Origin of the sequence: Pleomorphovibrio marinus (assembly GCF_003347495.1) — a bacterium.
GTDB classification, from domain to species: Bacteria; Bacteroidota; Bacteroidia; order Cytophagales; family Cyclobacteriaceae; genus Pleomorphovibrio; species Pleomorphovibrio marinus.
This window is the reverse complement of sequence record NZ_QCXY01000001.1, coordinates 314,622-333,498: the sequence shown is the minus strand read 5'-3', so window position 1 is coordinate 333,498 and position 18,877 is coordinate 314,622. Positions and strand designations below refer to the sequence as shown.

General features: G+C 42.1%; 21 protein-coding genes. 15 read left to right on the top strand and 6 right to left on the bottom strand.

Annotation, left to right across the window (positions count from 1 at the left end; all coding sequences use genetic code 11):
• The first annotated feature begins 17 nt into the window (after positions 1–17).
• Positions 18–659, top strand: coding sequence for an SGNH/GDSL hydrolase family protein (locus DB520_RS01480; protein WP_114747892.1), 642 nt, complete (start codon positions 18–20; stop codon positions 657–659).
• Positions 660–703: 44 nt separating this feature from the next.
• On the opposite strand, the gene DB520_RS01475 is transcribed toward DB520_RS01480, so the two are convergent.
• Together DB520_RS01475 and DB520_RS01470 are read right to left on the bottom strand one after the other, a co-directional pair.
• Positions 704–1,105: a DUF1573 domain-containing protein gene (locus DB520_RS01475; protein ID WP_114747891.1), complete on the bottom strand. Its 402-nt coding sequence runs from the start codon at positions 1,103–1,105 to the stop codon at positions 704–706.
• Between the two features lie 52 nt (positions 1,106–1,157).
• On the bottom strand, positions 1,158–2,489 hold the full coding sequence (locus DB520_RS01470; RefSeq protein ID WP_114748727.1) for an ATP-dependent DNA helicase: 1,332 nt from the start codon (positions 2,487–2,489) through the stop codon (positions 1,158–1,160).
• 114 nt (positions 2,490–2,603) lie between these two features.
• Here DB520_RS01470 and DB520_RS01465 point away from each other — a divergent pair, with 114 nt between their 5' ends.
• The 4 genes from DB520_RS01465 (at position 2,604) to coaD (ending at position 5,050) form a co-directional block, all read left to right on the top strand.
• The gene (locus DB520_RS01465) at positions 2,604–3,107 is read left to right on the top strand and encodes an NUDIX domain-containing protein (protein WP_114747890.1); all 504 of its coding nucleotides are present in this window, start codon (positions 2,604–2,606) and stop codon (positions 3,105–3,107) included.
• Between the two features lie 62 nt (positions 3,108–3,169).
• The gene (locus DB520_RS01460; RefSeq protein ID WP_114747889.1) at positions 3,170–3,751 is read left to right on the top strand and encodes a hypothetical protein; all 582 of its coding nucleotides are present in this window, start codon (positions 3,170–3,172) and stop codon (positions 3,749–3,751) included.
• Position 3,752: 1 nt separating this feature from the next.
• On the top strand, positions 3,753–4,586 hold the full coding sequence (locus DB520_RS01455) for a DUF3822 family protein (protein ID WP_157971893.1): 834 nt from the start codon (positions 3,753–3,755) through the stop codon (positions 4,584–4,586).
• Between the two features lie 8 nt (positions 4,587–4,594).
• On the top strand, positions 4,595–5,050 hold the full coding sequence (gene coaD / locus DB520_RS01450; protein ID WP_114747887.1) for a pantetheine-phosphate adenylyltransferase: 456 nt from the start codon (positions 4,595–4,597) through the stop codon (positions 5,048–5,050).
• On the opposite strand, the gene DB520_RS01445 is transcribed toward coaD, so the two are convergent.
• Entirely contained in the window at positions 5,038–5,727 is a 690-nt protein-coding gene (locus tag DB520_RS01445) for an NUDIX hydrolase (protein WP_114747886.1), read from the bottom strand. The two genes, coaD and DB520_RS01445, sit on opposite strands and share 13 nt — an antisense overlap.
• 81 nt (positions 5,728–5,808) lie before the next feature.
• Between DB520_RS01445 and pyrE the strand changes: the two genes are divergently transcribed.
• Positions 5,809–6,447, top strand: a complete 639-nt coding sequence (gene pyrE / locus DB520_RS01440; protein ID WP_114747885.1) for an orotate phosphoribosyltransferase — start codon at positions 5,809–5,811, stop codon at positions 6,445–6,447.
• A 6-nt stretch (positions 6,448–6,453) separates the two neighbouring features.
• Here the strand turns inward: pyrE and DB520_RS01435 are convergent, their stop codons facing one another.
• The 3 genes from DB520_RS01435 to DB520_RS01425 form a co-directional block, all read right to left on the bottom strand.
• Positions 6,454–7,224: a TIGR02757 family protein gene (locus tag DB520_RS01435; RefSeq protein ID WP_114747884.1), complete on the bottom strand. Its 771-nt coding sequence runs from the start codon at positions 7,222–7,224 to the stop codon at positions 6,454–6,456.
• Positions 7,224–7,778: a hypothetical protein gene (locus tag DB520_RS01430; RefSeq protein WP_114747883.1), complete on the bottom strand. Its 555-nt coding sequence runs from the start codon at positions 7,776–7,778 to the stop codon at positions 7,224–7,226. The genes DB520_RS01435 and DB520_RS01430 overlap by 1 nt, the downstream gene beginning before the upstream one ends.
• A gap of 83 nt (positions 7,779–7,861) precedes the next feature.
• On the bottom strand, positions 7,862–9,145 hold the full coding sequence (locus DB520_RS01425; RefSeq protein WP_198675213.1) for a LysM peptidoglycan-binding domain-containing protein: 1,284 nt from the start codon (positions 9,143–9,145) through the stop codon (positions 7,862–7,864).
• A 132-nt stretch (positions 9,146–9,277) separates the two neighbouring features.
• Here DB520_RS01425 and DB520_RS01420 point away from each other — a divergent pair, with 132 nt between their 5' ends.
• From DB520_RS01420 to prfB, 9 genes are all read left to right on the top strand, one after another.
• Positions 9,278–10,648 (top strand): NfeD family protein, encoded by a 1,371-nt coding sequence (locus tag DB520_RS01420; RefSeq protein WP_114747882.1) that lies wholly within the window; start codon positions 9,278–9,280, stop codon positions 10,646–10,648.
• Positions 10,649–10,728: 80 nt separating this feature from the next.
• Positions 10,729–11,493, top strand: coding sequence for a lysophospholipid acyltransferase family protein (locus DB520_RS01415; protein WP_198675212.1), 765 nt, complete (start codon positions 10,729–10,731; stop codon positions 11,491–11,493).
• Positions 11,494–11,538: 45 nt separating this feature from the next.
• Positions 11,539–11,826, top strand: a complete 288-nt coding sequence (gatC, locus tag DB520_RS01410; protein WP_114747881.1) for an Asp-tRNA(Asn)/Glu-tRNA(Gln) amidotransferase subunit GatC — start codon at positions 11,539–11,541, stop codon at positions 11,824–11,826.
• The gene (locus DB520_RS01405; protein ID WP_157971892.1) at positions 11,826–14,636 is read left to right on the top strand and encodes a tetratricopeptide repeat protein; all 2,811 of its coding nucleotides are present in this window, start codon (positions 11,826–11,828) and stop codon (positions 14,634–14,636) included. The genes gatC and DB520_RS01405 overlap by 1 nt, the downstream gene beginning before the upstream one ends.
• A 78-nt stretch (positions 14,637–14,714) precedes the next feature.
• On the top strand, positions 14,715–15,437 hold the full coding sequence (locus DB520_RS01400; RefSeq protein ID WP_114747879.1) for an ABC transporter ATP-binding protein: 723 nt from the start codon (positions 14,715–14,717) through the stop codon (positions 15,435–15,437).
• Between the two features lie 14 nt (positions 15,438–15,451).
• The gene (locus tag DB520_RS01395) at positions 15,452–16,009 is read left to right on the top strand and encodes a cob(I)yrinic acid a,c-diamide adenosyltransferase (RefSeq protein ID WP_114747878.1); all 558 of its coding nucleotides are present in this window, start codon (positions 15,452–15,454) and stop codon (positions 16,007–16,009) included.
• Positions 16,006–17,073, top strand: a complete 1,068-nt coding sequence (locus DB520_RS01390; RefSeq protein WP_114747877.1) for a branched-chain amino acid aminotransferase — start codon at positions 16,006–16,008, stop codon at positions 17,071–17,073. Before DB520_RS01395 ends, DB520_RS01390 begins: the two co-directional genes overlap by 4 nt.
• Before the next feature lie 64 nt (positions 17,074–17,137).
• The gene (locus tag DB520_RS01385; RefSeq protein WP_114747876.1) at positions 17,138–17,674 is read left to right on the top strand and encodes a hypothetical protein; all 537 of its coding nucleotides are present in this window, start codon (positions 17,138–17,140) and stop codon (positions 17,672–17,674) included.
• A gap of 73 nt (positions 17,675–17,747) precedes the next feature.
• A protein-coding gene (gene prfB / locus DB520_RS01380) for a peptide chain release factor 2 (RefSeq protein WP_114747875.1) occupies positions 17,748–18,849 on the top strand; the annotation gives its coding sequence in 2 pieces (ribosomal slippage) (positions 17,748–17,807 and positions 17,809–18,849; 1,101 coding nt in all).
• The last annotated feature ends 28 nt before the right edge of the window (positions 18,850–18,877 follow it).

The following is an 18,877-nucleotide window of genomic DNA, read 5'->3' as shown; positions in this document are numbered from 1 at the left end:
TACAAAGGGAAAAATCTATGGAGAGCAAAAAAATGGGATTAAAATATCTTGCACTTGGGGATTCCTACACATTAGGGGAGGGGGTGACTGAGGGAGAGGGCTTCCCGGAACAACTTGAAAGTAAACTCAACAAAATGGGAATACCCATTTCTATGGAACATAGGGTAGCGGAGACGGGGTGGACCACGGGACAATTTATACAGGCAATGTCCGAAAAATCCTGGTTTCATGGAGAAACATTTGACTTGATTACCTTACTCTTAGGGGTAAACAACCAATACAGGGGAGATGATCCAAAAACCTACGAAAGAGAGTTTAGCTTAATTTCCGAAAAATGTCTTGAAATGGCAGGTGGGCAGTCAAAAAGGGTGTATGTGCTTTCCATTCCCGATTGGGGGGTAACGCCATATGCTGCCTCCAAGGGAATAAACGTAAAAGAAAATGCCAAAGTAATTGATAGCTTTAATGCTATTAACCGGATGGTTTCAGCAAAAAGGGGTTTTAATTATGTAGAAATCACTGCGCAATACAGGGAAATAGGAGGCCGGGAAGATTTTCTCTCGCTTGACCTCTTGCATCCCAATGCCTCCATTTATAGCCTTTGGGCAGAAGAGATTTCATCAATGGCAATAAGGCAACATAAACACCTCTCCCTATAATCCCTATAAGTTGTTTAGAAAGAGGTGGAAATGTCGTGAATTTATTACTTGCCTCCCTTAGGCAGTACATTGGAAATCATGGAGACTTTCTCAATGGGCTCAGAGGCATTGGAGTAAATCCTTACCACACTGTTTTGCTTGCCCATTTTACCGGAGGAATTAAAAGTTACCTTTATTTCTCCTTTTTCACCGGGAGGAACTGGATCCTTGGGCCAGTTTGGAACTGTGCAGCCACATGAAGCCGCCACATTGGAGATAATCAAGGGGGAATTTCCCTTATTTTCAAACTTAAAAACATGCTCTACTTTTTCGCCTTGAGTGATATCCCCAAAATCTTTGGAGGATTCATTAAAAGCCAAAACAGGGCTATCTGCAGATTTTTCCTGTGCAGAGACTGCAAAAGTGACCAAGATCCCTAATGCACAAACTAGCATTAACTTTTTCATTGTTATGATTTTGATTTCAATTTTTGTTTTACGCTAAAACTACCCAGCGGGTTTAATTCAATTCCTTAATGAAAAATTTGCCATGAAAGTTCACCATAAACAGTTGTTCTTTTGCCCTAGTCATGGCAGTATATAGCCAACGAATATATTGCCTATCTAATTGTTCATCTGTCAAATATCCCTGATCCACAAAAACAGCTGCCCATTGTCCTCCTTGTGATTTGTGGCAAGTTAGGGCATAGGCAAACTTCACTTGCAAAGCATTCAAAAAAGGGTCTTTTTTTAAGGATTCCCGAAATTCCACTTTACTGCTGCAATCTTTATAATCCTCCATCACCTCTGAATATAGCCGCTGCCATTTTTCGGGTTCCAGGGCAGGAGTGTTTGAATAAAGAGTGTCTAACATAATTTTAGCCTCGAAGTACGGTTCATCAGGGTAGTCCACTAGCCTGAGTTCTAAAGTGGCAAAACGCAATCCATAGAGTTCCTCAAATGAACGTATTTTTATGATTTCCACAAAGTCCCCATTCGCTAAAAAATTAAGGTTTCCACCCTCTTCTAAGTAGGTGTAGTTGTTTTTGACAATCATCAGCCTATCCCCTGCGGAAATTTCGTCCTCATAGAAGAAGATGCTTCTACGGATATATTGGTTGTACTGCACAGCCATTTTGTTGGAGCGGGTGATGATGGTAGTCTCGTCCACACCAAATTTTTCGTAGGCGTATCTAAGGCCATCCTCCAACTTTTCGCCAGTCATTCTGAAGAAATCATGAAACCTTTTGCTATGAAAATATATCTGTGGCCTTTTCTCTTGTAACTGATTTCGAAGGTTTGTGGCATTATGTAGTATTCCGGAGTCTGCCTGTTGCCGCATGACTTCGGTTAGCACATTTTCCATAACGTTCAACCTAAAGTGATACTTTAGGTAGTCCTGATCCAATCCAGGGCTTCTTTCACTACCCACTGGAGGAAGTTGTGCATCATCTCCGATAAGCAAAAGACGATTGGTGTCATGCTCGAATACAAAGTTCAAAAGATCCCTTAAAAGATGATTTCCACTGCCTTGCTCATCTGCAAGCATGGAAGCCTCATCAACGATGAAGACCATGTTTTGATAGTAGTTTTTTTGCAGGGAGAAGCCATCCCCAGTTTCTGGAGAATTAGGTTTGTAAATGATCTTATGAATAGTGAAGCCAGTCTTCCCAGCATACCCTCCCAATACTTTTGCTGCCCTGCCGGTAGGTGCTAACATTATGGATTTTAATTTGATATGGGGAAGAGCCTTTACCAAGGCGGCAAGAACGGAGGTTTTCCCAGTTCCTGCGTACCCTTTTAGTATAAAAGTATTTTTGGCTATCCTATTTAGGGATAGGAAATCGTCCATTTTTGAAAAAAAATCTAGTTGTCCTGCTGTGGGGGTATAGGGAAAAAATCTTTTGATCAAATGGGAGGGCTTGTTCAAGGTCTGGCTTATCTTTACTGCTAATCTAAGTGTATAATGTCAGAATTAAAAAGGGAAATAGAGCAGAAATTCGGAGGCAGGCTTCGAACCAGGGTAAATGGGATACTCATTAAGGATGAAAAATTACTCATGGTAAGGCATAAGATGGGAGAAGGGAAAATTTTCTGGAATGTGCCAGGAGGAGGCATGAAGTACGGAAGTTCTGCTGAGCAAAATGTGATTCGGGAATTCAAGGAAGAGACAGGTTTGGTTGTTGATGTAAATGAGTTTCTATTTATCCATGAATTCTTAAATCCACCACTTCATGCTATAGAATTATTTTTTGAGGTGAAGGAGATGGCAGGTCAGCTAGAGCTTGGTGGAGATCCAGAACTCTCCCCGTCATACCAAGTTATCGATGATATTCGTTATCTTAGTGTGGATGAAATCAAAATCTTGGGAAAAGGAGAAGTCCATGACGTGTTTTTGGGGATAAATTCCATAAAGGACGTAAGAATGTGGAAAGGATATTTTAATTTTGAAAATAATTCCATAAAATAGCATTTGGAAAAAACCATCAATCCTTTAGAAACTTAATATTAGGTTTAAAACAACTATCTAAAATGACGCTTACCAGAATATTATCCGTAGTATTTCTCCTTGGAGCCCTTGGCCTTGGTTATAGATTGTACCTAGGCGTGGATGAAGTCGTGGAGGAGGAAAAGAGGCTTATGAGAACTGAAGCCAGAATCATTGAAAAGCTCCAAATGCTCAGAGATGCGCAAGTAGCCTACAGGGCAAGTTACGGGGAGTATGCCGATAATTGGGAAGATCTCAGGGAATTTATAGCTGACGGCGAAATCTGGATAATCCAAAGAACGGAAACAACAGAACTTCTTGACTATGGTAAAGAAGAAACCACAGTGACCTATGACACTCTTGGATCCAGAAGAGTTGAAGATTCTTTGTTTAATGAAAGGAAATACCCTGACTTTAACTTGGAAACGCTGAATGTAGTGCCTGGATCTCAGGGAAAACAATTTGAGTTCTTTGCAGACAAAATTGAAAGAAGCAACAGGGAAATAGCTGTATTTGAAATCAGAGACCCAGCTCCCATCAATCCAGAAAGAAGGAGAAACAACAACGAAAAGGCGTTGAGAGTGGGTTCAAGAACAGATTCCTCTACTTCCGGAAATTGGGAATAAGTTGAACAGTTCTGAAGAATATATAGTCACAAAATTCAAAGGCGACAAACTGGAACTAGAAAAGGTTTCCAGTTTGTCGCTTTTCTTATACCCAAAGCTTTTGGTTATCCAAGCCCTAGATGATGAAAACAGGGTATTGGGGATAAACTTATATACCTACCAAACAGAAACTGAACTGGAGGGGATTGTCCAGTCTGATGAGTTCATTCAATCCCAAAATACACTCGGGAGGTTGTACGTACATCAGGAGAGGTTTTGCTTGGTGCCCACCGCACTCTTTGACCCAACCCAGAAAAACACCTATCTCAAGTTCAGCCAAAATTTGGATGTGGCCTCTTGTGAGGTTTTCTACCAGGGGGTGCACCAAAATAGTATTCAGGTGTTGGGATCTGCTCCCAAGGATGTTCTGGGTTTTCTGGACAATTCAATCCCAGAGCTGGAGGTACAGCATGGGGCCGCAATGCATTTGGATTTTCTCATGGATCAAGCAGAAGGGGGTACTCAACAAGATTTATATGCAAGTATAATTCCCGATAATGTATATTTTGGAGCATTCCGATCTGGAGGCCTTGAATTGTTCAATCTTTTTAGAGTAGGAAATGAAAAGGAATTTTTGAAATATGCCCTCGCCACTATTCAGCAATTGGGATTCAATCGTTCTTCCACAAAACTGACGGTCCTAGGAGACTTATCCTACATCGGTTGCAGCAGAGAGGGACTGGAACCCTATTTCCAGGAGATTGCTGTAAAAACCCCTGAAGAAAAAGTTTTATATTATCCTGGTGCAGAAAGCTTCAAGAATACTGGCCTTTTGGAAGCTTCCTGGTCTTTGTAGTTAATTACATGAAAAAAATCGCCTTGTTTCCCGGATCTTTTGACCCTTACACTATGGGGCACCATGATATAGTATTGAGAGGGTTGAAATTGTTTGACCAAATCGTCATCAGTATCGGTCACAATACCTCCAAAAAGAATCGTTATTTCGACATTGAACTTATGGTGGGAAAGATTGAAAAGGTTTACCAAAATATCCCTGAAGTGAAAGTGGTGCTATACAATGAACTTACCTCCTCCTTGGCAAAGAAGCATGGAGCTACCTATTTGCTGAGAGGTCTCCGGAACACCACAGATTTTGAATATGAAAATACCATTAGCCAGATGAACCGCTACTTGAACGAAGAGTTGGAAACGGTTTTTTTAATTACCTCCCCAGAATTTGCAGCCATCAGCTCCACCATTATCAGGGAAGTTCATAGGTACGGTGGTAAGGTGGATGAGTTTTTGCCTTACGAGGTTTGAAGAACCTTAGGTCTTAATTTCAAAAATTGTTTATAGAGATAGCGCATAGACGGATAGGAGTTGACGAGGGCAGTTTTTGCTTCTGGATGGCTTAACCATTTAACCTCCTCTATTCCTTCTTCGCTTTGAGGCTTCATCTTAGTGTCATTAAGGCAATCCATTGTATACCAATACGTCTTTTTGAGGATACTTTTTCGGTTTTGGGTATATGTATGCCAAGTCTTGGTTATTTGTGAGCCGAGCTTTACGGATATAGTACACTCTTCCTCTACTTCCCGTTTTGCGCATTCCTCTGGGGTTTCCTTTTTCTCAAACTTGCCTTTGGGAAAGTCCCATTTGCCAAGTCTGTAGATGAACAGGACTTTTTCTTCCTTGGTGACTATTCCCCCAGCCGCCTTGACAATGGAAAATCTACTTTTGATAAAGGATTGAAGCTTACGCTTATCCTTTGCCACAAGGGTAATGCTGTCCAAGTCCTTGAGTTTTCTTGTCCTCAATAAATAGAGTAACTTGATTACGATGTCCCTTGAAGGCTCTTTAATAAGTACGTCATCGTGAAAACCCCTGAAACTAGGGAGATCACTGGGGTTTTCAAATATGCATTCAAAGCTCTTATCAGGATTGAGTTCACTTAGAGCCAGGATGTCCAATGGCTTGTCATTGACAAAAATCTTCATTGACAGGTTGTTTTTTCAAAAATGCACTTTTTTTGTTCGCTTCACAACACCCATTAAAAAATTATAGACTAATTTTAAGCTATGGAAATTTTTAATGAGAATATAGCCAAAACCATTGCAAGTAGCTTATTGGAAATAGAGGCGATTCGCCTGCAACCTCAATCTCCATTTACTTGGGCTTCAGGCTGGAAGTCACCCATTTATTGTGACAACAGACTTTCTTTGTCCTATCCCGAAATCCGGAGCTTGATAAAGCAAAACTTGGTAAAGGTGGTACAAAGACATTTTTTGAATGTCGAAGCTATTGCAGGTGTTGCTACTGCAGGTATTCCGCAAGGAGTACTTGTGGCAGAGGAGCTTGGCCTTCCTTTTTTATATGTGAGATCAAAGGCCAAGGGACATGGCATGCAAAACTCCATAGAAGGAAAGGTCACCCCCGGCCAAAAGGTGGTGGTGGTAGAGGACCTGGTTTCCACAGGTGGCAGCTCCTTAAAGGCGGTGGAGGATCTGAGAAATAGCGGTTTTGAGGTATTAGGCATGATGGCTATTTTCACCTATGGGTTTGAATTGGCAAAGAAAAATTTTGAAGAGGCGAATGTAAAGTTGGTTTGCCTGAGCGATTACGAAATCATGCTGACAGTTTCAGGGGGAGTAATTAAACAGGAAGATATGCCGGCACTCAAGGAATGGAGAAAGGCTCCAGATCAGTGGCGGAAGTAGCTAACTTCAGAATTTCTCAACTATTCCTAACCCGAAAAGTGCATAGTCATATTTCACAGGGTCTTCAGGATCCAGTTTTCTGAGGTTTCTGGTGAGTTCCATAGCCGTCATCCAATCCGTCTGTTTTCGCTGTAAAAGCCCAAGTTTCCTTGCTACTCTGTCCACATGTAAATCACAGGGACATACCAATTGATAAGGTTTTAGGGTTTTCCATATACCAAAGTCAACCCCTTTACCATCATTTCTCACCATCCATCGGAGAAACATATTTATCCTTTTGCAAGCGGATTTTCTCCTGGGAGTGGCTATATGTTTTCTTGTTCTTTTTGGAGCATCAGGCAAGGAAAAGAAAAGATCGTGGAAGCCAGATAGTAGGGTTGGCATTACATCTGGGTCAGGCTGGTAATATAGGGTAAATGCCTCCTCCAAACTTTCATGAAATTGGTAGAAATGGGCAAAGAAATCAATAAAATAAAGCGTGTCGAGGTCATTAAAAGTCCTATGTTTAAAATGCAGGAATGGCCTAAGGTCGCTTTCTTTGTGATGTAGCACAAACTCATAGGGGCTGTTGTCCATCATTTTCAGCAGCTCTCTGCATTTAGAAATGATGGTCTTTCGCTGTCCCCATGCCAAGGTTGCTGCAAAGAAACCTGCAATCTCGATGTCCTGCTTTTTAGTGAACTGGTGGGGGATAACTATAGGGTCTTCTTCGATAAAACCAGGGTGATTGTAGGTGCTTACCCTATTTTCCAAAAATTCAAGAAGCCCATCTTGCATTAGGCTATAGCGACCTTTACCTCACCACCTTGAATCCCATCAAACCACTTCAAGTAAAGGAAGTCCTCCTTATGGTCGGCTAGGTGCCAGTCAAAACATTTTATATTGGTGAGTTTGGTAAGTTGGTCCTCGTCCGGCCGATAAAGGCAAATATCAAAGTCCGGGATTTCATTGATATCGGTTGTATTCCATTTTTCCATAAGCAATCCTTGGGAAATCAGTTTTACCCGCTTGCCAAATACATGTTCCTCAAGAATGGAAGGGATGCCGTCTTTTCTCCTAAACTGGTAACAATTTGGTCCAAAAATAATTTGTTTGTGAACCTTCGCTTCAATAATGTCGGAATCCGCTATTACGGGTTCCCACGATTTTTGCTCATCCTCATTGAAAGTGGAGGTACTAAATCTTGCCAAGTAACTGGAAAGCTTGGAAAAGGAGATCGTAATCCCCACAAACAGTAGCCCGAAAGTAGCTAATACAGGGTATGAAATTACAAAAACTGCGTTCCATATAAACCTGAAAATTTTATGGGTAAATAACTGGAAATTGTTCATTAATCGTTGCTTATCACTTCCAAAATTAAGTGATAATCAGTAAATAACAAAATCGGTATATATGATACATGGATTGAGTATGGCTAATAACCTATTTCAACAGGAAACCTAGCATTCACCGCCCTAAGCTGGTCATATGCCGCCTTAGAAACCTTGATGACTAATTTCCCATTATCCCCAGTTTCCGGCAATGTACCTACTACACGGGCAAAAATGGTCACGTCATTTTCCTCGTTTCTTATCCTCATAATGGTTCCTACCGGGGCAGTCCTATGTAATACTAGGTACTTTTTGTGGTTACCGGTTCCCTCTATTACTTCTGCTTGACCGGTTTCGGAGATGTTTTTGAATTCTGTAGAGGAGGAGACGCTTACCGGTTTTGGCTTTTCAGAGGCCTGGCTGGACTGGCCCGCAGTGCTCGGGGTTGGGGAGGTTGCCCCTTTAGTACTTCTGGAGTCCTCGGAGGAAGGAGGGGCGTTGGTCGGGAATCTTGTCACAGGTATGTTGGCTCCTTTTTCTCTTCCTACTTTTAGGGTTTGTCCCACCGAAAGGTTATTTGAGCTTAAACCATTCCACGTGATTAAATCTTCTACCTTTGCCTCGTATTTTTTGGCGATGGAAAAGAGGGTTTCCCCTTGATCCACCTTATGGGAAACCCAACCTCCGGTACTTGAAGTAGCTTTCGCCTCACTTGATGAAGGGGCATTTTCATCGCTTTTGCTGCTTGCAGCAGGGGGAGGCATTAGGTTTTTGGAAGGCTGTTTCTCAGCCTTTTCTTTTTCTCTCTCGCTTACCGGCTTTGGCGTATCATGCTTTTCGGCTTCCTTTTTAGGGGCTATATCTTTTTTTGTCACTGCTACCTTCTGGTCACCTAAAGCAGCGGTTTCTTCTACTTTTTCTTTATTTATTTCTGGATCATCCTCCTTTTCTGCCACTCCTTGAATGATCAAGCCTTGCCCTATGCTCAGATCATTTCCTTGAAGTCGGTTCCATGCCATTATCTCATCCAGTTTGACCTCATATTTTTTGGCTATGGAATACATGGTTTCTCCCGGTGCCACATGGTGGAGGACCGCTCCGGGAGGAATAGCTTCTTTTTCAATATGGGGAACCCTGATTTTTTGCCCCACCTTCAATCCGTCTTTAAGGGATTCATTACTTTGGACGATTTCGTTCACAGGGGTGCTGTATCTCCTGGAAATACCAAAAAGCGTTTCCTGTGGCTTGACCTCGTGAATGATATACGTTTTTTCACCTATTTTCTCGATACCCACGGAATCAATACTTGATAGCTCCATGGAATACCCCAAAGTAGAGATCAATATCAATAAACCTGCAGAAATTCCCCTAAACAAAATCCTTGACATAAATCCTTTCAAATCAAAACACCTTAATTAATTGCAAATTTCAAATTTATTTTTTCAATTCCAACTGCTACTTGGCCCAATTGAGTGAATCAAGTATTTTATCTGTATATTAATGGCAAATATCCAATTATTATGAATAGATACTACTTTTGTTTGCTGTTTTCGATTCTGTTATTAACGCATAAATACAGTTTTGCTTATTCCTCTACGGAAGATTCCGTTGGGGTAAAAAGGGTATACGTTTTTGAAATGAAAAGTGACATCGACCCACGGATGAACCGAAAGGTAAGGCTGGCAATGGAAAATGCGAAGGAAAAGGAAGCGGATATAATCGTGATCCATATGGATACCTTCGGTGGTGCTGTTAACGATGCGGATGATATCAGGACTATGATTTTAGAGTCGGATAGGCCCATTTTTTCCTTTATCGATAAGGATGCAGCCTCAGCAGGAGCTTTGATTTCTATTGCCTGTGACAGTATTTATATGGCTAGAGGTGCAAGTATAGGAGCTGCCACGGTAGTGGTAGGTGGTTCCGGAGAAGCAGCTCCGGACAAATATCAGTCATATATGCGGTCTATGATGAGAAGTACTGCCGAGGCTAGGGGCAGGGATCCGAAAATAGCTGAGGCCATGGTGGACCAGAACCTTGTCATAGAGGGAATCACTAAGGAGGGTGAGGTAGTGACTTTTACCGTTTCGGAAGCCATCGCCAACAACTTTTGTGAAGCGGAGGTGAGCAGCATAGAAGAAATAGCCCAGAGGCAAGGGTTTGAAGAGTTTGAACTGGTATATTATGAGCCTTCGGTGGTGGAAGATATCATTGCGGTTTTCCTTAATCCTGCGATTAGTGGGGTGTTAATCCTGCTGATTATTGGAGGGATTTACTTTGAACTCCAAACCCCTGGAGTAGGCTTTCCAATAGCGGTGAGTGTCATAGCCATGATCCTTTATTTTATCCCTTATTATTTGACTGGGCTGGCTTCAAATTTGGACATCGCCATATTCATTGTGGGAATCGTCTTGCTACTTGTAGAAATCTTTGTACTACCCGGGTTTGGGGTGTTTGGTATTTTGGGGATCATAGGAATTCTGGCAGGTCTTACTATGGGTATGTTGCCCAATGACCAGTTTGACTTTACCTTTGTGGCTTCTGAAAAATTGTTCACAGCTATCCTTACAGTGCTGCTTTCAGCCATTGTAGGTACAGTTTTGATATTTACCATTACCCCCAAGGTCAACCAGTGGGAAGCCTTCAAAGGGGTATCTCTAGCAAACACTCACAACAAAGAGGAAGGATATACGTCTAGTTTTTATACCAAAGAATTAGTGGGCAAAGAAGGAATAGCACATACGAGACTTATGCCAAGTGGTAAGATCCTAATTGATGATGAAATTTATGACGCTTATTCCCGATCCGAATTTATTGACAAAGGAGAGCGAATTAAGGTGATAAGTTCAGAGGGCACATCCCTAAGGGTGAAAAAGTCACCTGAGGCCTAGTTTGGAGGGGGAACTGTTCGTTTTCAGACAAATGTTTTTAATTTGCCGTATAATTTATTGGTTTTAAGCGCAAGAGTTTGATGAGTGATTTGGTGAAAAGGATATATTCCTTGTATGGAACAGTAATCTTCTTTGGAACATTTTTTCTTTTGTTCCCTATTTTCCTTTTGACCATACAGGTACCTGGATGGAAAAAATATGGAAGGAAGTTAAACAGGATTTGGTCTAAAGTCTTTTTTTCCATGCTACTGATTCGGGTTAAATTTGAAAATTTGAATCTGATCAAAGGGCATAGGCAATATGTTATTGTTTCCAACCATTTCTCCTATCTGGATATTCCAGTACTTGGCCTTATCCCTCATGACTTGGTTTTTGTGGGTAAAGCCTCCCTCGGAAAAATCCCCATTTTTGGATATATGTTTAGGAACCTTCATATAGCAGTGGACAGAAATAGTCTTAAGAGCAGGGGAGCCTCTATAGCCAAGGCAAAAGAAGCCATGGATGAAGGGAGTAGCGTGGTTATTTTTCCTGAAGGGGGTATCAACAGCACCCATCCACCAATTCTGTCCAGATTTAAGGACGGAGCCTTCAGGATTGCTATAGACAAACAAATTCCAATCATCCCTATCACATTGTCATATAATCACTTAATTTTGCCGGATGATGGAAGGTTTTTGTTAAGGTATAAAAAGGCAAAAGTCGTTATTCATCCCCCGATAGAGGTAAAAGGTCTTGATGGTAAGGCAATAGGGAAGCTGAAAGAAAAATCTCATCAGGTCATTCAACAACAACTATTGGCAGATAATCCCGCTGCTACCATTGAATTGTTGGCAGACACCATTTAGATCTTTTAACACTTTTGATTCAATGTTATACACAAACTTAATGTTATGAAGATAGATGTAAACACACTTAGGAAAATTGCCCATTTAGCGAGGCTGGAATTTGACGAGAAGGGAGCAGAGCATATGACAAAAGATATGACTCAAATCCTTGATTGGGTGGAAAAGCTGAATGAATTGGATACCTCTGGTGTGGAACCTCTTACCACTATGTCTTCGGAAGAAAATATCATGAGAGAGGACGTGGTTGGCGAACATTTGGATCATGAAAAGGGGCTGAAAAATGCACCCAAAAGGGATTCTGACTACTTCAGAGTGCCCAAGGTACTTGAATAATGAATCAAAAATCACAATCAATTTTTATTAGGATTTTCTTGTTGGGATTACCGATGGTGTTGGGGATTTTGGCCGCAATCGGTATTATTTTTTTATTGATTTCTGAAGGTAACCCCTCAATGCCCGTTTCGGTGATCACTTTTTCCGAAAGGGTGAACGTGGTCCTTGATACCATTCATCTGGGATTCGGAGAAATTCCTCTGGAAACCCAAAATTTCTTGTTGTTTCAGTCTTTTCAATCTGAATTTCCTCAGGTATTCACCTCTTATTCACAAGTTTTGGGCTTGCTTTTTTGGATTGCCTTGTGTCTTGGATTGGTGCTGTTGTCGGAGTTAAAAAAGTGGCCTTTTATCTTGGCCATTGGGGTTGCTATTTTTCTTTTCACGCTCAGTGGGGTAAACAGTCTCAATATAGGTGGTATTGGTTCTAACTATGGCTTTTTGATGGTTCTCCTAGGGTTAATTCTTCCCGTAGTGGTGATTCATTTGTTTTTCCCCACTTTGGGAATGCTGGCTAGAATTGCTATTATCCTCTCCCTAGGTTTGCTTACCTATTTTTCCTTGATTCAATTTGCTCAAGTTAAGGCCCCAACCTTACTCTTAGGGGAAAACCTCTCGCTAATGGTATTGGCAATAGCTGCCTTTTTCCTTTTTTATATAGGTCATGGAGCCATCAGCGGCATTTATTATTTGCTTGCCAAATTGAATAAAGGAGTTGGGTTGAAGATTTCCTGGCATTTATCCATATTTTCCTTCGTTTATCTCTTTCTTTTGGCACTATACTTTTTTAGGTTAATGGGTGATTTGGACTTGGGTATTCCACTCCCGTATGAGTATCTACTTTTCCTTGTGGTGGCAACGCTTGCTTTTTTGGAAAACAGAAGAAAGATTCGTCATGTAAAGCAACCCTACGAAGCCGCTGTTATTGGTGAAGGATTGTTTTTGATTGGGTTTGCAATTACTTCACTGGTTTGGTTTAAAAGTGAGATCAGCTCGAATACTTCCATGTTGGATTTTTTGAAGCATACCTTTATTTATACCCAGTTGGGATTTAGCATTTTGTTTTACCTTTACCTTATCACTAACTTTTTGGGAGTAATGAATACTGGACAGGCCATAGATAGAATTATTTACACCCCTCCCTTTTTTCCTTACTTTCACATGAGGTTTGGTGCAATGCTGACGGTACTTATTTTGGTGATTTATGCCAATGGCATAATAGCTGTACAGTTTAGTACCGCCTCTACTAACCTATCGGCAGATTATTACTTCGCAACCGACCGACCCACAGAAGCTGCCATTCTCTATGAGAATGCATGGGAGAGGTACAGGAACAACCCAAAAAACTTAAATGCCGTTGCACATATTCATCTGGCACAGAACCAGCCTACAGCCGCGCAGCAATTCCTCATGAGAAGCTTTGACGAAAAGCCCAATGTCCCCAATATATTGCTTCTGGCAACTCAGTTACAGGGGAACTCCAAGATGACCGAAGCGCTTTATTACCTAGAGGAGGGACTGAGATTTTTCCCTAACGACCCTTACCTATTGAATAGCCTTGCTTTGCTAAAAAGCAAGACAAATGCAAGTGAGGAGGCCTTCGAAAGGCTAAGCGAAATGGAAAGCGAAAAAGAAGTGAGCCTCTCTAACCGTATTGGTCTGAAGGCACTGCACGGAGTGGGGGTGGCAGGGGTTGACCAGGATGAATTAAATCATTTTGGAAGAATAAACTTAATGGCAGTCTCTAATCTAGGAGGGGAAGTAGCCACGTTTACACTTAAGTACGATACTATTAGTGAGCCTTCCTTAGTCAATCAGGCTGTTTTAAGAAATCAATGGACAAACTCCGTTTCCTTGGACTTAGAAGGGGATACTTATCTGGTTGATAGCCTTATCACCCTGGAAACCATTCCTTCAAGAGAAGCAGACTGGAGAGAATCGAAACTAATTAGGGATTACAAGGGAGGTAATATAAACGCAGTTATTCGGTCTGCCCGCTCTTTGGCTTTCAATTTCAAAGGTAGTGCGGGTTTTTATCATTCCTTGGAGGCCAAAGTACTCAGTGGGGCTAGGGATTTTAGTGCTGCCGGAAAAGCGTGGAAAGCTGCTTTTGAAAGCGGGTACCAAAACGTAAGGCAAGAGCACCTACCTATTATTTATTTTGGGGGATACCCGGATGAGGCCCGGGAAATTGCAGAACTGGCAAAGGTTCCAATGCCGAAATGGATGGTGTGGGACGAGAGTGGAGATCTAATAGAGAATGACACAGTTCTTTATGTACAAGGTTTGGCAAATCTTCACCCAGGGCTATTGGAGGATTTGCTGGAAACCCTGGAGGCCATAAATAATCAGGGGCTTAAGGCTGGTTTTGCGTTGGAATTGATCCGTCACAAATTTCACTGGATGGAAGGGAATACCTTTGAATACCTTAGCGAATTGGTAATGGCAAATTTTCAAAATGAGGAAAACAGGCAGCAATTTTATGAATGGACATCTTTATTAGAGTCCGGGGAGTTCCCAACGGAAGAGTTAAAGGGCTTCTTTGGAAAGTATTTTGCTTCTAGGGGAAGAGGGGATGCCTATCGTGCCCCCTTGGTAATGATGGCCGTAGCGCAAGCTGAGGAAGATTTGGAAAAATATGAACTGCTCCAGGAAGCAACTTCCCTGAATAAAGACCCCCTGCTTTGGATACATTTGGTCAAATACAGTAGAATCCTTGGGCTGGATCACTATGCAAGTCGGAGCCTGGTGCAAATGGGGGAGTGGGTGCCTGCTGAAAAGCTTACGGCACTTCAGCTTAACCACTTATAGGCCATTGGTATAAAATCAATCCTCGGCTCATTTTATTTGGTTAGAAAATCTTATCTTCACATTTTAAAACAACTACAAATGGCTTCCATAATTGAAACAAAAGAAATTCAGAAAGTTTACCGCATGGGGATGGAGGAGGTGCAAGCCTTGAAATCCGTAAGTATTCAGGTAAACCGAGGAGAATACGTGGCCTTTATGGGCCCATCAGGTTCAGGGAAGTCAACATTGATGAATATTATTGGATGCTTGGATACTCCTACATCCGGACAATATATCCTGAACAACAAGGATGTCAGTGATATGTCAGAAAACGAACTTGCAGAAATTCGGAATAAGGAAATTGGTTTTGTTTTTCAGACCTTCAACCTTTTGCCTAGGGCGACTTGCCTGGAGAATGTGGCTTTGCCATTGATTTATGCGGGCTTTGGAAAATCAGATAGGGACGAAAAGGCATTTTTGGCCTTAAAGAGTGTAGGTCTTGAGGACAGGGTAAACCATAAGCCAAACGAATTGTCTGGAGGGCAAAGGCAAAGAGTGGCCATAGCACGGGCATTGGTGAATGACCCGAGCATCATACTTGCGGATGAGCCTACGGGTAATCTTGACTCCAAAACCTCCTATGATATCATGGACCTCTTTCATGAATTGCACCAAAACGGAAACACCATCATCATGGTGACACATGAGGACGACATTGCTCGTTATGCTCACAGAATCATCCGCTTGAGGGATGGTCTGGTGGAAAACGATGAAATTAATCCGAATCCTACAGTTGTAAGACGTGAAATGGCGCAACCCTAACGTAATTTCAACCTATGAAAATTTACACAAAAACAGGGGACGCAGGAGAGACCTCACTGTTTGGGGGCCGAAGGGTATCCAAATCCAACCTAAGGATCGATGCCTACGGGACTGTCGATGAATTGAACGCCTTTATGGGATTGCTTAGGGATCAAAAGGTGAATTTCCAAAGAGGGGATGAACTAAAAACCATTCAAGACAGGTTGTTTGATATTGGTTCGAATTTGGCCACAGATGATCGAGACCCAAACTATAAAGTGCCTTCTCTTGTTGAAGATGATGTCCTCGTTCTTGAAGGTGCCATAGATGGAATGGAGAGCCAGTTGACACCACTTAAAAACTTCATTCTTCCAGGTGGGCACGAGTCGGTTTCTTTTTCCCATGTGGCGAGGACAGTGTGCAGAAGGGCTGAGCGTTGTGTGGTAGCCCTAAACGAAGTTTCCCACGTGGACGAAAATATCATTCAATACCTTAACAGGTTGTCAGATTATTTGTTTGTATTAGGAAGGGTAATGGCCAAAGATCTTGAAGTGGCTGAGGTTATTTGGACTTCCAGAGCGAAAAAAATATGAATAAGACGATAGAAATTCAGATTAATAAAACCGCAAACTCAAAGCTTCCACATACGGATTTTGAAAATTTGGCCTTTGGGCAAACCACCAGTGACCATATGTTCATTGCGGATTACTACGATGGGGATTGGCATGGGATGAGAATTGAACCTTATGCTCCCCTTTCCATACATCCCGCCAACGCTACCCTTCACTATGGGCAGTCGGTCTTTGAGGGCTTGAAGGCTTATAAAAACAAGGAAGATGAGGTGTTGGTGTTCAGGGCTGACTCAAACTTCAGAAGGCTTAATGAGTCCGCCAGAAGAATGTGTATCCCTGAATTGCCAGAAGAAATATTTATGGAGGGGATGGCTAGGCTTCTGGAGTTGGATAGGGATTGGGTGCCTGCCAGACCAGGTTGTTCCCTTTATATCAGACCTTTTATATTTGCCACGGATGAATACCTTGGTATACGCCCTTCAAACAAGTATAAGTTCATGATCTTGACCTGTCCGGTAGGGCACTACTATGCCAAGCCTGTATCGGTAAAGGTGGAGACGAGGTACACCAGGGCCATTGAGGGAGGGACAGGTGCTGCCAAGGCAGCCGGCAATTATGCAGGGTCACTTTATCCTGCTTTGCAGGCCCAGAAACAAGGGTATGACCAGCTGCTATGGACAGATGGCAAAACCCATCAATTTATCGAAGAAAGTGGCACTATGAATGTCATGTTTGTCATAAATGGAAAATTGGTTACAGCCCCTACCACTACAGGTACCATTTTGAAAGGTATTACCCGTGACAGTGTGTTGATTCTGGCCAAGGAATTAGGGATGCAGTACGAAGAGCGCTTTATTAGTGTGAGCGAGTTGCAAGATGCTTTGGAGAAGGGTGTTTTGGAAGAAGCTTTTGGCACTGGCACGGCAGCTACCGTGGCCCATATCCAAAGAATACATGTAAACGATAAGGACTATGTCTTACCAGAAAAGCCTAGAGATTCCTTTTCTTACAAGGTGTTAACCATTTTGGATGACATAAAATATGGCCGTAGGGAAGATGCCCATGGCTGGATCTCTAAATATTAGTCATTTGGCCCTCTTGCATTGCTTTGCAGAGGGCTTCTTTTTTTGATAGAAACCTACCTAGTACATGCCTTTTGCAAAATTTCGTTTCCACATTTGTTTTTTTCTGATTTTGTCGCTCCCAACGCTGGCGCAGGCGCAATATGTTTTGGTTTTGCAAAAAGGGGACAACCTCAAAACCAGGATTATTTATGAGGTTGGAGAGACCATTACCTACAAGCAAAGAGATGTAGAGGGGTTTTTGACAGATAGGATAGTGGCAATAGAGGAAGATATCATCGAAATGAGTGAAAACGTATTATTGCCCAAACAAATTGAGGTAGTGGATATTTCCGAAAAGGACGAAAGAAACCAGACTTTGACAAACCTTACCCTACTTCCCTTGGGTGCAGGGGCACTTTTGCTTACCGCTGAAACGGTAAACAGCCTATATTCCGAGGGGCGTGTGTCGGTCTCGGAACCCAGTTTGATGATTTCTGGGGGCTTGCTGTTTACCGGTTTGGTAATGTCCCAAGTAAGATACAAACGCTTTAGACATAAAAACCGCAGGAAAATCCACATCCTTTCCATTGCTGAATGGAAGGAAAGTTTGGAAGAGGATTGATATTTTTTGAATATTTTCGTAGGTATTGGCTAAGTATTTGTCCAATTTTGCATCCTAAAAAATAAGTAACACTATGAATCAAGATCAGTTGAAAGACTTGAAGGCTCGCATCTCGGCCTTAAGGAGGTATCTTTGACTACGATAAGAAGAAATCAGAAATAGCGGATTTCGAGGCTGTATCAGCTCAACCCGATTTTTGGAACGACCCTTCTGAGGCAGAAAAGGTGATGAAGCAGATACAGTCCAGAAAAGCTTGGACGGCAGCGTTTGAAAAAGTGCACACGAAAATCCAGGACTTGGAGGTGCTACTGGAATTTTTTGTTGCCGATGAGGTAGGAGAGGAGGAAATCAAAGCCGAATATAGCAAAGCCCTAAAGGAACTGGAGGAGTTGGAGCTTAAGAAAATGCTGTCCGGTGAAGAAGACCAACTCAATGCCATGCTTGAAATCAACCCTGGTGCAGGAGGTACAGAAAGTAATGACTGGGCTTCTTTGCTCATGAGGATGTACATTATGTGGGGAGAAAAAAACGGGTATAAGGTGCGGGAAGTTGATCTTCAAGAAGGGGAGGTTGCAGGTATAAAATCCGTTACTCTAGAGTTTGAAGGGCCATTAGCTTATGGTTTTCTAAAATCAGAAAGCGGTGTTCATAGGCTAGTGAGGATTTCTCCCTTTGATAGTGGTGGCCGCAGGCATACCAGTTTTGCATCTGTGTATGTGTATCCTGTAGTGGATGATACCATTACTATTGAAATCAGCCCTTCCGATATCGAATTTCACACTTCAAGATCTGGTGGTGCAGGTGGACAAAACGTAAATAAGGTAGAAACAAAGGTTCAGCTCACACACAAGCCTACGGGAATTGTAGTAATCTGCCAAATTGAAAGGTCCCAGCTTGCCAACCGTGAAAAGGCCATGCAAATGCTGAAATCAAGGCTTTACCAACTTGAGATGGAAAAGAGGAATGCTGAGCGCGCTAAAGTGGAATCCGGTAAGATGAAGATTGATTTTGGTTCCCAAATCAGGAATTACGTTATGCATCCTTACAAATTGGTAAAGGATGCTCGTACAGGTTATGAAACTTCGGATGTGCAGTCCGTAATGGATGGGGATTTAAACGAATTTATTAAAGCCTTCCTCTTAGCGCAGAGTGAGGAGGAAGTAAAGGACAATTAACCACCAGTAAAGGGCCGGCTTTTCCGGC